This window comes from Variovorax sp. 278MFTsu5.1 (assembly GCF_048305045.1).
GTDB lineage: Bacteria > Pseudomonadota > Gammaproteobacteria > Burkholderiales > Burkholderiaceae_C > Variovorax > Variovorax guangxiensis.
The window spans coordinates 2,627,549-2,640,558 of sequence record NZ_CP157622.1 but is presented as its reverse complement, the minus strand read 5'-3'; the positions used below and the strand labels follow the sequence as shown (position 1 = coordinate 2,640,558).

General features: G+C 69.5%; 13 protein-coding genes. 11 read left to right on the top strand and 2 right to left on the bottom strand.

Features of this window, described 5'->3' with window-relative positions; genetic code table 11:
• The first annotated feature begins 26 nt into the window (after positions 1-26).
• The 4 genes from mutL to ABL844_RS11925 all read left to right on the top strand — a co-directional run bounded on the left by mutL (position 27) and on the right by ABL844_RS11925 (position 4,879).
• Positions 27-1,934 (top strand): DNA mismatch repair endonuclease MutL, encoded by a 1,908-nt coding sequence (gene mutL, locus ABL844_RS11940; protein WP_418131369.1) that lies wholly within the window; start codon positions 27-29, stop codon positions 1,932-1,934.
• A gap of 215 nt (positions 1,935-2,149) precedes the next feature.
• Positions 2,150-3,124: an alpha/beta hydrolase gene (locus ABL844_RS11935; RefSeq protein ID WP_260319211.1), complete on the top strand. Its 975-nt coding sequence runs from the start codon at positions 2,150-2,152 to the stop codon at positions 3,122-3,124.
• A 76-nt stretch (positions 3,125-3,200) separates the two neighbouring features.
• Positions 3,201-4,229, top strand: coding sequence for a tRNA (adenosine(37)-N6)-dimethylallyltransferase MiaA (gene miaA / locus ABL844_RS11930; protein WP_418125430.1), 1,029 nt, complete (start codon positions 3,201-3,203; stop codon positions 4,227-4,229).
• The gene (locus ABL844_RS11925; RefSeq protein ID WP_126018370.1) at positions 4,226-4,879 is read left to right on the top strand and encodes an ABC transporter ATP-binding protein; all 654 of its coding nucleotides are present in this window, start codon (positions 4,226-4,228) and stop codon (positions 4,877-4,879) included. Before miaA ends, ABL844_RS11925 begins: the two co-directional genes overlap by 4 nt.
• Positions 4,880-4,892: 13 nt before the next feature.
• Here the strand turns inward: ABL844_RS11925 and ABL844_RS11920 are convergent, their stop codons facing one another.
• Positions 4,893-5,855, bottom strand: a complete 963-nt coding sequence (locus ABL844_RS11920) for a threo-3-hydroxy-L-aspartate ammonia-lyase (protein ID WP_418131368.1) — start codon at positions 5,853-5,855, stop codon at positions 4,893-4,895.
• A 127-nt stretch (positions 5,856-5,982) separates the two neighbouring features.
• Between ABL844_RS11920 and ABL844_RS11915 the strand changes: the two genes are divergently transcribed.
• The 5 genes from ABL844_RS11915 to ABL844_RS11895 all read left to right on the top strand — a co-directional run bounded on the left by ABL844_RS11915 (position 5,983) and on the right by ABL844_RS11895 (position 10,693).
• Positions 5,983-6,690, top strand: coding sequence for a GntR family transcriptional regulator (locus ABL844_RS11915; RefSeq protein ID WP_418125426.1), 708 nt, complete (start codon positions 5,983-5,985; stop codon positions 6,688-6,690).
• Positions 6,687-7,562 carry a phytanoyl-CoA dioxygenase family protein gene (locus ABL844_RS11910; protein ID WP_184636588.1) on the top strand — a complete coding sequence of 292 codons (876 nt, stop codon included), beginning with the start codon at positions 6,687-6,689 and terminating at the stop codon, positions 7,560-7,562. Before ABL844_RS11915 ends, ABL844_RS11910 begins: the two co-directional genes overlap by 4 nt.
• Positions 7,563-7,566: 4 nt before the next feature.
• Positions 7,567-8,928 carry an NAD(P)H-dependent oxidoreductase gene (locus ABL844_RS11905; RefSeq protein ID WP_418125425.1) on the top strand — a complete coding sequence of 454 codons (1,362 nt, stop codon included), beginning with the start codon at positions 7,567-7,569 and terminating at the stop codon, positions 8,926-8,928.
• 170 nt (positions 8,929-9,098) lie between these two features.
• On the top strand, positions 9,099-9,464 hold the full coding sequence (locus tag ABL844_RS11900) for a YciI family protein (protein ID WP_126018360.1): 366 nt from the start codon (positions 9,099-9,101) through the stop codon (positions 9,462-9,464).
• Positions 9,461-10,693: an RNA polymerase sigma factor gene (locus ABL844_RS11895; RefSeq protein ID WP_418131367.1), complete on the top strand. Its 1,233-nt coding sequence runs from the start codon at positions 9,461-9,463 to the stop codon at positions 10,691-10,693. Before ABL844_RS11900 ends, ABL844_RS11895 begins: the two co-directional genes overlap by 4 nt.
• Before the next feature lie 12 nt (positions 10,694-10,705).
• Here the strand turns inward: ABL844_RS11895 and ABL844_RS11890 are convergent, their stop codons facing one another.
• A complete protein-coding gene (locus tag ABL844_RS11890) occupies positions 10,706-11,362 on the bottom strand; it encodes an NUDIX hydrolase (protein WP_240650515.1) in 657 nt (218 codons plus the stop codon).
• 175 nt (positions 11,363-11,537) lie between these two features.
• Here ABL844_RS11890 and ABL844_RS11885 point away from each other — a divergent pair, with 175 nt between their 5' ends.
• Positions 11,538-12,104, top strand: a complete 567-nt coding sequence (locus ABL844_RS11885) for an NADAR family protein (RefSeq protein WP_184636580.1) — start codon at positions 11,538-11,540, stop codon at positions 12,102-12,104.
• Entirely contained in the window at positions 12,101-13,000 is a 900-nt protein-coding gene (locus ABL844_RS11880) for an ADP-ribosylglycohydrolase family protein (protein ID WP_418131366.1), read from the top strand. The genes ABL844_RS11885 and ABL844_RS11880 overlap by 4 nt, the downstream gene beginning before the upstream one ends.
• The last annotated feature ends 10 nt before the right edge of the window (positions 13,001-13,010 follow it).

Below are 13,010 nucleotides of genomic sequence, written 5' to 3'. Positions count from 1 at the left end.
GGAACCCGCGCTTTTAGAATGCCCCGGTGAGCGCCCTCCCCACCACCATCTCCCCCCCACAACGCCGCCCGATCCGCGAGCTTCCCGACGAGTTGATCAGCCAGATCGCCGCCGGTGAAGTCGTCGAGCGTCCGGCCTCGGTGGTGCGCGAGTTGCTGGACAACGCGCTGGACGCAGGTGCCGGCCAGATCACGGTGCGGCTGGCCTCAGGTGGCGTGCGGCTGATCTCCGTGGAAGACGATGGCCTGGGCATTCCCCGCGAGGAACTCACGGTGGCGCTGCGCCGCCACGCGACCAGCAAGATCGCCAGCCTCGACGACCTGGAGACGGTCGGCACGATGGGCTTTCGCGGCGAGGCGCTGGCCGCCATCAATGCGATTGCCGAGCTCAGCATTCTTTCGCGCTTCGCGGGCTCCGATTCCGCCTTCGCGCTCGACGGGCGCACCGGCGAGCTGCGGCCCGTGGCCCGCTCAGCCGGCACCACCGTCGAGGTGCGCGAGCTGTTCTTCGCGACCCCCGCGCGCCGCAAGTTCCTGAAGACGGACGCCACCGAGCTGGCCCATTGCATCGAGGCGGTGCGCCGCCATGCGCTGGCGCGGCCCGAGGTGGGCTTCTCGATCTGGCACGACGGCAAGCTGGTCGAGCAGTGGCGCGCAGCCGCCACGCGCGAGCAGCGGCTGGCCGATGCGCTGAGCGACGAGTTCGTGTCGCAGAGCGTGGCCGTCGCGCGCGAAGGCGGCGCGGTGCGCGTGGTCGGCCGCGCGGGTATTCCCGACGCGGCGCGTTCGCGCGGCGATCATCAGTTCTTCTACGTCAACGGACGCTTCGTGCGCGACAAGGTGCTGTCGCACGCGGTGCGCAGCGCCTATGAAGACGTGCTGCACGGCCAGCGCCAGCCGGTGTATGCGCTGTACCTCGAAATCGATCCGTCGCGCGTCGACGTGAACGTGCATCCGACCAAGATCGAAGTGCGCTTTCGCGACGGGCGCGAGGTGCACCAGGCCGTACGCCATGCCGTCGAGGACGCGCTGGCGGCTCCGCGCGCCAATGACGCGACAGCGCCGGCAGGCGCGCCGCAGCCCTTCTTCAAGCAGACGGCGCTGCCGCCGAATGCCAGCTGGGCCCAGCCGGCCATGGACTTCACGCCGCGCGAGCGCGGCACCGGCGATTTCGAGGCGATGTGGCCCCAGCGCAGCGAGCAGCCGCGGCAGGTTGCGCTGCATGCGTCGGAACCTTCCGCGCCGCCACCCTGGCCCGCTGCCAGCGCGGCGCCGGCAAGCTTCCAGGCTCCGAGCGGACTTCCCCTTGCGCCGAGCCCTGGCACGCAGTCCATCGCCAACAACGACGAGGCCTGGCCGCTGGGCCGCGCGCTGGCCCAGCTGCAGGGGGTGTACATCCTGGCCGAGAACAGCCAGGGCCTGGTGATCGTCGACATGCACGCGGCACACGAGCGCATCGTCTACGAGCGGCTCAAGACGCAGCTCGACGGCGCTGCCATCAGCAGCCAGCCGCTGCTGATTCCGGCGACCTTCGCTGCCACGCCGCAGGAAGTGGCCACGGCCGAGGCCTGCGCCGAGGTGCTGCCGACGCTGGGGCTGGAGATCACGCCCTTTTCGGCGCGCACGCTCGCGGTGCGCGCCGTGCCCGGAACGCTGGCCGACGGCGATCCGGTGGAACTCGCACGCAGCGTGCTGGCCGAACTGGGCCAGCACGACGCCAGCACGGTGGTGCAGCGCGCCCAGAACGAACTGCTCTCCACCATGGCCTGCCACGGCGCGGTGCGGGCCAACCGCAAGCTCACCATCGACGAGATGAACGCGCTGCTGCGCCAGATGGAGGCCACCGAGCGTTCGGACCAGTGCAACCACGGTCGGCCGACCTGGCGCCAGCTTTCGGTGCGCGAGCTGGATTCGCTCTTCATGCGTGGCCGATAAGCAGCGAAACCCCGGCCGATCCGCGGTTTTCGGACATTTTTAAGCCTTTTTTCTAGGGTTTTCCGCAGTCGGCGAAATCCCAGGCACATCCGTTGCATGTGCTCGGTAAAGTGCCGGCGAGCACTGTTTCAGGGAGTTACCTTGCTGCTGTGTCGGCGCATCAAGGTGAAAGCAGGTGAACTTTCGAGCCGACTCCGCTGTCCCTCAAACCCATGATGAAACGCTGGACCCTCCTCGCGTCTGTCCTCTCGCTGTGTGCACTGCTTGCCGCCGGTTGCTCGACGCTCGACGAGCAGCAACGCGAATGGATCTTCCAGCCCAGCGACCGCAGCTGGGGCAACACCGCCTCCATGGCCCAGGGCATGGAGGACGTGTGGATCGACTTCCAGTCCTCCCTCACCGGCGAGCCCGCGCGCCTGCACGGCCTGTGGCTGGGCGGCGCGCCCGAGACCACCGCCACTCCTGTCCTGCTGTATCTGCACGGAGCCCGTTACAACGTGGCCGGCTCGGCACCACGCATCCAGCGCATGCATGAGCTGGGCTTCTCTGTGCTGGCCATCGACTATCGCGGCTTCGGGAAGAGCTCCAAGGGCCTGCCCTCGGAAGAATCGGCCCGCGAGGACGCCCGCGCCGCCTGGACCTGGCTGGCCGCGCGCCACCCCAGGCAGCACCGTTACATCTTCGGCCACTCGCTCGGCGGCGCCATCGGCATCGATCTCGCGGCGCACGTGAAGGACGAGAGCGGCACCATCGTCGAGAGCACCTTCACCTCCATCGCCGACGTGGTCAGCGGCTTCAAGTGGGGCTGGCTGCCCTTCGGCCCGTTCATCACGCAGCGTTTCGAGGCGATCAACGCGGTCAAGGACATCGGCTCGCCGCTGCTCGTGGTGCACGGCACGGCCGACAGCCTCATCAACCCGACGCTGGGCCGCAAGCTGTACGACGCGGCCACCGGGCCCAAGATGTTCGTGCTGGTCGAGGGCGGCTCGCACCACAACACCAATTCCATCGGCGAGGCGCAGTACCGCGCGGCGCTGACCCAGCTGTTCCGCATGAAGCCGGAGAACATGGTCGCCAGCAACGCCGCCGTGCGGCCGACGCCGCGCCTCGCGCCGCCGGCTGCCTCGGCCCCGCTCACGCCGCAGGACGTGAGCGGCAAGGTGGAGCCGCCAGTGCCCGCCGCCATCTGAGGGCGGCCACCTCCCCACCTCCACCCAAGGCCCGGCACGCTGCCAGGCCCGCGCCATTTGCTACGCTCGGCGCACCATGTCTCCCAGTTCCGACGCGGCCGCGAAGACCGCCACCCGCGCATCGCCCGATGCCGCGCCCTCCCCGACTCCACCGCGCTACATCGCGCTCGCAGGTCCCACCGCCTCGGGCAAGACGGCCGCCGCGCTGGCGCTCGCGCGCCTGCTGCCGGTGGAGATCGTCTCGGTCGATTCGGCGCTGGTCTACCGCGGCATGGACATCGGCACCGCCAAGCCCACGCCCGCCGAGCAGGCCGCCGTGCCGCACCACCTGATCGACATCCTCGATCCGCGCGAGAGCTACAGCGCCGCCGCCTTCGTGGCCGACGCCACGCGGCTCATCGGCGAGATCCGCGCGCGCGGCGCGCTGCCGCTGCTGGTGGGCGGCACCATGCTCTATTTCAAGGCGCTGTTCGACGGCATCGACGCCATGCCCGCGGCCGATGCCGCGGTGCGCGCGCGCATCGACGCCGACGCGGCCGCGCTCGGCTGGCCCGCCATGCACGCGCGGCTCGCGCAGGTCGATCCGGTCACGGCCGCACGGCTCGCACCGCAGGACAGCCAGCGCATCCAGCGCGCGCTCGAAGTGTGGGAGAGCAGCGGCCAGCCACTGTCGAGCTTCCATGCGAGCGACAACAAGGCAGCCGGCGCTGTCGAAGGCGGCGCGCTGTTCTCGCTGGAGCCCGCCGACCGCTCGTGGCTGCACGGCCGCATCGCCGAGCGCTTCGACGCCATGCTCGCCGCAGGCTTTCTCGACGAGGTGCGTGCCCTGCGCGCACGCGGCGATCTTTCGACCGACCTGCCCTCGATGCGCTGCGTCGGCTACCGGCAGGCCTGGGAAACGCTCGATGCGGCCGGCAGCGCGGCGCCCGACGCCAGGGCCATGGCCGATCTGCGAGAGCGCGGCATCGCCGCCACGCGTCAGCTCGCCAAGCGGCAGGTCACCTGGCTGCGCAGCATGCCGCAGCGCACCGTGATCGCCTGCGACGCTCCCGACGCGGTGCAGGCCGCCGTTCAACTCATGGCCAAGGCCGTGGCTCCCAGATGACGCTGCGTATTTCCAACCTCGGCAAGCACTACGGTGATGCGCCTGTCTTCGAGAACGTGACGCTCACCGTGGAGCCCGGCGAGTTCGTCGCCATCGTGGGTGAATCGGGCGTGGGCAAGTCGACACTGCTCAACTGCATGGCCGGCCTCGACAGCTGGGACCAGGGCACGGTGACGCACGACGGCGTCGACATCGGCGCGCTCGACGGCGAAGCCTGCGCGCTCTGGCGGCGGCGGCATGTCGGCTTCGTGTTCCAGGCCTTCCACGTGCTGCCGCACCTGGACGTGACGCAGAACGTGGCGCTGCCGCTGATGCTGCTGGGGCAGCAGAAGGACAGCGAAGGCCGCATCGCGCACATGCTCGAGGCGGTGGGCCTGCCCGGCATGGGTACGCGGCTGCCGCAGACGCTGTCGGGCGGCCAGCTGCAGCGCGTGGCCATCGCACGCGCGCTGGTACACCGCCCCGCCCTGCTGCTGGCCGACGAGCCCACGGGCAACCTCGACCCCACCACCGCCGCGAAGGTGATGGAGCTGCTGATCGGCCAGACCCGCGAGCACGGCGCCTCGCTGGTGCTGGTGACGCACTCGGAAAGCGCGGCCGCGCAGGCCGATCGCCTGCTGCACCTCACGGCCAGCGGAATCCGGGCCTGAACGAGGCCGAGAGTTACTGCGGTGCGATCAGCGCCGCGAAACGCGACAGGTCGACGTTGCCACCGCTGATCAGCACGCCCACGCGCTGGCCCGCGATCGCCTTGCCCGCCGCGATCGCGCCCGCGAAGGCGAGGCAGCCGGTGGGCTCCACCACCATCTTCATGCGCTCGGCGAAGAAGCGCATCGCGTCGACGAGCTGCTCGTCGGTGACGGTGAAGATGTCGTCCACGTCGCGGCGGATGATGCCGAAGGTGTACTCGCCCAAGTGCTGCGTCTGCGCGCCGTCGGCGATGGTCTTCGGGGTTTCGATGTGCACGATCTTCCCCGCTCGGAACGACTGCTGGCCGTCATTGCCCGCCTCGGGCTCCACGCCGTAGACCTTGCAGTCCGGCGACAGCGCGCGTGCCGACAGCGCCGAGCCCGAGAGCAGCCCGCCGCCGCCAAGGCACACGAACAGATGGTCGAGCGGGCCGGTTTCCTCGATCAGCTCCTTCACCGCCGTGCCCTGGCCGGTGAGCACGTCGGGGTGGTCATAGGGCGGGATCATCGTCATGCCGCGCTCCTGCGCCAGCTTCTTCGTCAGCGCCTCGCGGTCCTCGGTGAATCGGTCGTACAGCACCACCTCGGCGCCGTAGCCCTTGGTGGCCGCGACCTTGGCGGCCGGCGCGTCCTTGGGCATCACGATCACGGCGGGCATTTGCAGCAGGCGCGCCGACAGCGCGATGGCCTGCGCGTGGTTGCCCGACGAGAAGGCGATCACGCCGCCCTTGCGCTGCGAGGCGTCGAACTTCGACAGCGCGTTGAAGGCGCCGCGGAACTTGAAGGCGCCCATGCGCTGGAAGTTCTCGCACTTGAAGAAGAACTCGGCGCCCCAGCGCTCGTTGGCGGTGGTGGAGCGCAGCACCGGCGTGCGGTGGGCATGGCCTTCGAGCCGCTCGGCTGCGGCGATGACGTCGTCGTAGGTGGGTAGTTGCATGGGATCGAGCTTAGCGGCGGCTTCCGCTCTTTTGCAGCCCCAATGGGTAAAAACCCGCTAGCCACGGCAGCCCTGAACTCCGTACTCTGTATACAGAGTTCAAAGAACCCGGCGCAAGGAGACAACCATGCCCGCCCAGCTCGTCAGCATCGAGGTCGCGCCCGACCTCGTCGACCAGGTCTACCGCGCCCTGCTCGGCGCCATCAGCAGCGGCACGCTCGCACCCGGCGAGCGCATCACGCAGGAAGACATCGCGCAGCGCCTCTCGGTGTCGCGCCAGCCGGTGCTGCAGGCGCTGCGGCTGCTGAAGAAGGACGGCTTCGTGCTCGACGCGCCCGGCCGTGGCGTGCTGGTGGCCCCGCTCGAAGCGGAGGCGATGCGCAAGGTCTACCAGGTGCGCGGTGCGCTCGATGCCCTGGCCGCGCGGCTGGCGGCGCGGCAGCGCTTTCGCATCGACCCGAAGCTCATCGAGCGCGGCCGGCGCGCCGCGCGCGGGCGCAACGTGGAGGCCATGATCGACGCCGACGTGGCCTTCCACCAAGCCATCTACGAGGCATCGGGCAATCCGCTGATCGCGCAGAGCGCCGATCCGCACTGGCGCCACCTGCGCCGCGCGATGGGCGCGGTGCTGCAGGCCGAGCCCCAGCGCGAGACGCTGTGGGACGAGCACGAAGCCATTGCCGACGCCATCGCGGCAGGCAACGCGGACCGCGCCGCGCGCCTGAGCGAGGAACACGTCTCGCGGGCCAGCGAGGCACTGAGCGAACGGCTGCTGGCGCATGCCGCATCCCCCCACACCGCCATCACCCCCAAGCAAAAAGGAGACAAGGCATGAAGCTCAACCCCGAGCAGCGCGCGCAGTTCGAGCGCGACGGCTATCTGTTCTTCCCCGGCCACTTCTCGGCCGAAGAAACCAAGGTGCTGACCGACGCGGTACCCGATCTCTACGCGAAGCGCGAGGCCTTCAACGTGCGCGAGAAAGGCTCCGACGCCGTGCGCACGAACTTCGCCGCGCACCTCGTGAGCGAACCTTTCGCGCGGCTCGCGCGCCACCCGCGCATGGTCGAGCCGGTGACCGATCTCTTCGGCGAAGACGTGTACATGCACCAGTTCAAGATCAACGGAAAGATGGCCTTCGAAGGCGACGTGTGGCAGTGGCACCAGGACTACGGTACCTGGCTCAACGACGACCTGATGCCCACAGAGCGCGCGATGAACGTCGCGATCTTTCTGGACGACGTGAACGAGCACAACGGCCCGCTGATGTTCATCCCGGGCAGCCATCGCAAGGGCGTGGTCGATGCGAAGCACGACCTCACCACCACCAGCTATCCGCTGTGGACCGTCGACAACGACCTGATCCGCCAGCTGGTGGACCGCGCCGGCGGCAAGCAGGGCGGCATCGTCTCGCCCAAGGGGCCGGCCGGGTCGATGATCCTGTTCCACAGCTGCCTGGTGCATGCCTCGGGCAGCAACCTCTCGCCCTTCAACCGAGTGGCCGTGTACCTGAGCCTGTGCGCCGTCAGCAACCACATCCGCCGCCACAAGCGCCCCGAATACATCGCGCACCGCGACTTCACGCCCATCGAGCTGCTGCCCGACGACTGCCTGCTGAAGCCCTACCCCGTGGATGTGCCGTGGAAGAACGGCCTGCCCGAGAGCGCGCTGCGCACCTCGCCCGACGTGCTCGATACGGTGGAGGCCTGACGACATGAGCCTCCATGCCCGCCTGCAGCAGCGCGCAGCCGAAGGCCGCCCCATCCGCATCGGCCTGATCGGCGCCGGCAAGTTCGGCTCGATGTACCTCGCGCAGATTCCGCGCACGCCCGGCGTGCAGCTGGTGGCCATCGCAGACCTCTCGCCGGACGCGGCCCGCGTCAACCTCGAACGCGTGGGCTGGGAGCCCGGCCGCGCCGCAGCCGCATCGGTGCAGGAGGCGCTGAAGCAAGGCACCACCTGGATCACCGACGACTGGCAGGCCGTGACGCGCGAGCCCTCCATCGACATCGTGGTCGAGTGCACCGGCAACCCCATCGCGGCGGTGGACCACTGCCTGGATGCCTTCGCGCACGGCAAGCACGTGGTGAACGTGACGGTCGAGGCCGATGCCTTCTGCGGCCCGCTGCTCGCGCGCAGGGCGCAACAGGCCGGCGTGGTCTATTCGCTGGCCTTCGGCGACCAGCCCGCGCTGATCTGCGACCTGGTGGACTGGGCGCGCACCTGCGGCTTTCCGGTGGTGGCGGCCGGGCGCGGCCACAAGTGGCTGCCGCGCTTCACCGAATCGACGCCCGAGACGGTGTGGGGCAACTACGGCCTCACGCCCGAGCAGGCGAAACGCGGCGGGCTCAATCCGAAGATGTTCAACAGCTTCCTCGACGGCTCCAAGCCTTCCATCGAAAGCTCGGCGGTGGCCAACGCCACCGGCCTCGCCGTGCCATCGGACGGCCTGCTCTACCCGCCCGCGAGCGTGGAAGACATTCCCTTCGTCACCCGGCCCAGGAGCGAAGGCGGCGTGCTGGAGCGCAAGGGCATGGTCGAGGTGGTCTCTTCACTGGAAGCCGACGGACGGAAGATCCCGTACGACATCCGCATGGGCGTGTGGGTCACGGTCGAGGCCGAGACCGAGTACATCAAGAACTGCTTTGAGGAATACAACGCCCACACCGACCCGAGCGGGCGCTACTTCACGCTCTACAAGCGCTGGCACCTGATCGGGCTCGAAGTGGGCATGTCGGTGGCCAGCGTGGCGCTTCGCGGCGAGGCCACCGGCGTGGCCACCTGCTGGAACGCCGACGTGGTCGCCACCGCCAAGCGCGACCTGGCCGCCGGCGAGATGCTCGACGGAGAAGGCGGCTACACCGTCTGGGGCAAGCTGCTGCCGGCCGGGCGCTCGCTGCGCCTGGGCGGCCTGCCGCTCGGGCTGGCGCACAACATCAGGCTGGTGCGCCCGGTGAAGAAGGGCCAGAGCCTGAGCTGGGCCGACGTGGCCATCGACACCAATACCGCGGCCTACAAGCTGCGCAACGAGATGGAAGCCCTGTTCGCGCCCGCGGCGCAGGCAGAGGCCGCCTGAAGGAGGCTGGCCGAGAACTTTTCGCTTCGGTGCAGCCACCGTTGCACCGGGCGGCTTCCACGTAAAAAATGTTCTGCTCGACACGAGACCCGTGTCGAAATGACCGCCGGCGGGCCGTCATTGTGGTGAGCGATCCTGCTCAGCAAGCTTTTCCACGACGGAGAGACACCATGCAGTACATGTTGATGTTCTATCAGCCCGCGGCCGAATTCGAGCAACGCGAGGACGCATCCGCGCAGGCCTACCGCGCCAGCTGGGTCGCATATGCCGACGCCGTGCGCCAGTCGGGCATCTCGCTCGGCGGCCACGGCCTCTTCCCGCCCATGACCGGCACCACGCTGCGCGTGCGCGGCGACCGGCGCCAGGTGCAGGACGGCCCCTTCGCCGACACCAAGGAACAGCTCGGCGGCTACTTCGTGATCGACGTTCCCGACCTCGACGCCGCGCTCGAATGGGCCGCGCGTGCGCCCTGCGCGACCAGCGGCGGGGTGGAGGTGCGGCCCGTCTTCGTCGCCACGGCCCTGGCTGCTGCATGAGCGACCCGGCGGTTCACTGGGCCGCCGAGCGGGCGGCGCGCGAGTCGTACGGCCGGCTGCTGGCCATCCTCTCCGCGCGCACCCACGACATCGCCGCATCCGAAGACGCACTGGCCGACGCCTTCTCCCGCGCGCTCGAACGCTGGCCCGCCGACGGCATTCCGGCCGAGCCCGACGCCTGGCTGCTGAGCGTGGCGCGCCACCGCAAGCTCGACGCCTGGCGCCACAGCCGCGTGCAGGACCAGGCCACGCAGACCCTGCTGCTGCTCGCGGGCGAAATGGACGACGCCGCCGACGGCGCCGGCGCCATTCCCGACGAGCGGCTGCGCCTGCTCTTCGTGTGCGCGCACCCGGCCGTCGATGCCCCGGCACGTGCGCCGCTCATGCTGCAGACCGTGCTCGGCCTCGACGCGGCGCGCATGGCCGGCGCCTTCCTCACCGCGCCTTCCACCCTCGGGCAGCGGCTGGTGCGCGCCAAGGCCCGCATCCGGGCAGCCGGCATTCCCTTCGAATACCCGCAGGCGCGCGACCTGCCGCAGCGGCTGCAGGACGTGCTCGACGGCATCTACGCCGCCTACGGCACCGGCTGGGACGACATCGACGGCGCCGACGCCCTGCCGCGCGGCCTCACCACCGAGGCCATCGACCTGTGCCGCATCCTCTGCGGCCTGATGCCCACCGAACCCGAGCCGCTGGGCCTGCTGGCGCTGATGCTCTTCTGCGAGGCCCGCATGCCTGCGCGCCGCAGCGACACCGGCGCCTACGTGCCGCTCGACCAGCAGGACCCGTTGCGCTGGAACCCCGACCTGCTCGCCGAGGCCGAGCTCTGCCTGCGCCGCGCGTCCGAAATGAAGTCGCTCGGCGCCTACCAGCTCGAAGCCGCGATCCAGTCGGCCCACTGCGAACGCCGCGTCGGCGCACCGGTGCCGCCCGAGGCGCTGGTGTCGCTGTACGAGGGACTGCTGGCGCTGCGGACCAGCATCGGCGCGCAGGTCAGCCTCGCCTGCGCGCTCGCGAACGCGCGCGGCCCGGAGATCGGCCTGCGGGCACTGGAAGCCATTCCCGCGCAGGACGTGGCGAACTACCAGCCGTACTGGGCTGCACGAGCGCATCTGCTCGCGGCCGGTGGTGCGCGCTCCGCCGCCCGGCAGGCGTTCGACCGGGCCATCGGGCTGAGTTCCAACGCGGCCGTGCGTGCGTACCTGCACGCGATGTCGGATCGGCTCTGAGCCGTCGCCCAGCTACTTCGTCGCGTTGAAGGTGCGCGGAAACAGCGCCGCCTGCGAGCGGTCGCGCAGCCGGTAGCTCATGGCCGGCCGCCCCAGGCTGCCGGTGACCATGCCGGCCTCTTCCATGAATCCGCCGTCGAGCATGCGCTTGCGGAAGGCGCTCTTGTCGACCGCCCTGCCCAGCACGACCTCGTAGGTGTGCTGCAGCGCCGGCAGCGTGAACGGCTCCTCCAGCAGGAAGGCCGGCAGCGAGGTGTATTCGACCTTGCCGCGCAGCCGCGCCACGGCCGCATCGAGCAGCTCGCCATGGTCGAAGGCCAGCCGCTTGCGCGAGGCGGCATCGACCTCGAACCACGCCACCTCGGTCGCGTTCGCGCCGCTGCGCAGCTGCATCGCCTGCGCGGGGATCAGCGCGTAGAAGCAGTGCGTGGCCGACCAGCCCCGCGGATCGCGCTGCGCGCCGCCCCAGCTGCCCAACTGCTCCAGGTAGGGCGTGACCACGCCCGTCTTCTCGCGCAGCTTGCGCAGCGCGCAGTCGAGCAGCGTGGCGTCTTCGTCGATGTTCACGAAGCCGCCGGGCAAGGCCCACTTGCCCGGGAAGGGCTCGTCGGTGTCGGCGGGCCGCTTCACCAGCAGCACCTGGAGGGCGTCGCCGAGTACGGTGAACATCACGATGTCGACGGTGACCAGCGGGCGCGGGAAGGTCAGTGGCGGAAATCCGGAAGATGGAGTACTCACTTGAGAACTTGACTGCGGGTTTATTAGTTGTACTATACAACCCTCATTTAGTTGTACAGAGCAACTCACACGAGATCGTAGTCAAGACAAGAACAAGGAAAACGAAATGAACACCGCTGTCACACCCCGCAGCACCCGCGAGCTGCCCGCCTACTTCGCGCAGGGCCATCACCCAGAGTTCCTTCTCTTCTGGGGCCATCAGGCGCCGAAGACCGGCGTGAACAAAAGCTGCTTCAGCCAGTGGTTCGAAGCCGCGTTCACCGTCGACGGCGTCCGGTACCGCACGGCCGAGCATTTCATGATGGCCGGCAAGGCGCGCCTGTTCGGCGATGAAGAAATCTGCGTTCGCATCCTCGCCGCGCGCACGCCCGGCGAGGCCAAGAAGCTGGGCCGCGAGATACGCGGCTTCGACGAGGCCGCATGGGCGGCCGCCCGGCTGGACATCGTGACGCAGGGCAACATCGCCAAGTTCTCGCAGAACGCGGAACTCGGCGCCTTCCTGCTCGGCACGGGCCACCATGTGCTGGTGGAGGCCAGCCCTGTCGATCCGATCTGGGGCATCGGGCTCGCCGCCAACGATCCGCTCGCGCAGGACCCGCGCGAATGGAAGGGGCTCAACCTGCTGGGCTTCGCGCTCATGGCCGCGCGCGAGGCGCTGAGGCAGCGGCCATGAACGTGATCGAGCGCTATCGGGGTTGCCTGCTCGGTCTGGCCTGCGGCGACGCGGTGGGCACCACGGTCGAGTTCCGCACGCGCGGGAGCTTCGCGCCGGTGACGGGCATGCACGGCGGCGGGCCCTTCGGGCTCGTCGCGGGCGAGTGGACCGACGACACGTCGATGGCCCTGTGCCTGGCCGCAAGCCTGATCCACTGCAAGGGCTTCGACGCAATCGACCAGATGAACCGCTACTGCAACTGGCGCAGCGTGGGCTACATGAGCAGCACCGGCAACTGCTTCGACATCGGCCTGACGGTGTCGGGGGCTCTCACCCGCTACCTGGCCTCGGGCGATCCTTTCGCCGGAGATTCCGATCCGCGCACGGCCGGCAACGGCGCGCTGATGCGGCTCGCGCCGGTGCCGATGTTCTACGCGGCGAGCGCCGAGGCCACGTGGACGCAGGCCGGCGAAAGCGCGCGCACCACGCACGGCGCGCTGGAAGCCATCGAATGCTCTCGGCTCTTCGCATTGCAGCTGCGTTCGGCCCTGCTTGGCAAGGGCAAGGCTGCGATCCTCTCGACCGAACCGCTGGCGCCTCTGAGCGAGAAGGTCGCGGCGCTGACGCGGAACGACCATGCCTCGAAGAGCGCCACGCAGATCAAGGGATCGGGCTACTGCGTCGAATCGCTCGAAGCGGCGCTCTGGTGTTTCGCGAACACCGGCTCCTTCGAGGAAGCCGTGCTCGCCGCCGCCAACCTCGGCGACGACGCCGACACCACTGCAGCCATCTGCGGCCAGCTGGCGGGAGCTTTCTACGGCGTCGCAGGCATCCCGCGGGACTGGCTCGACAAGCTCGTGATGCGCGCGGAAATCGAAGAGATGGCCGGGCAGCTCCTCGCGCTGGCCGGCTGACGAAACCCGG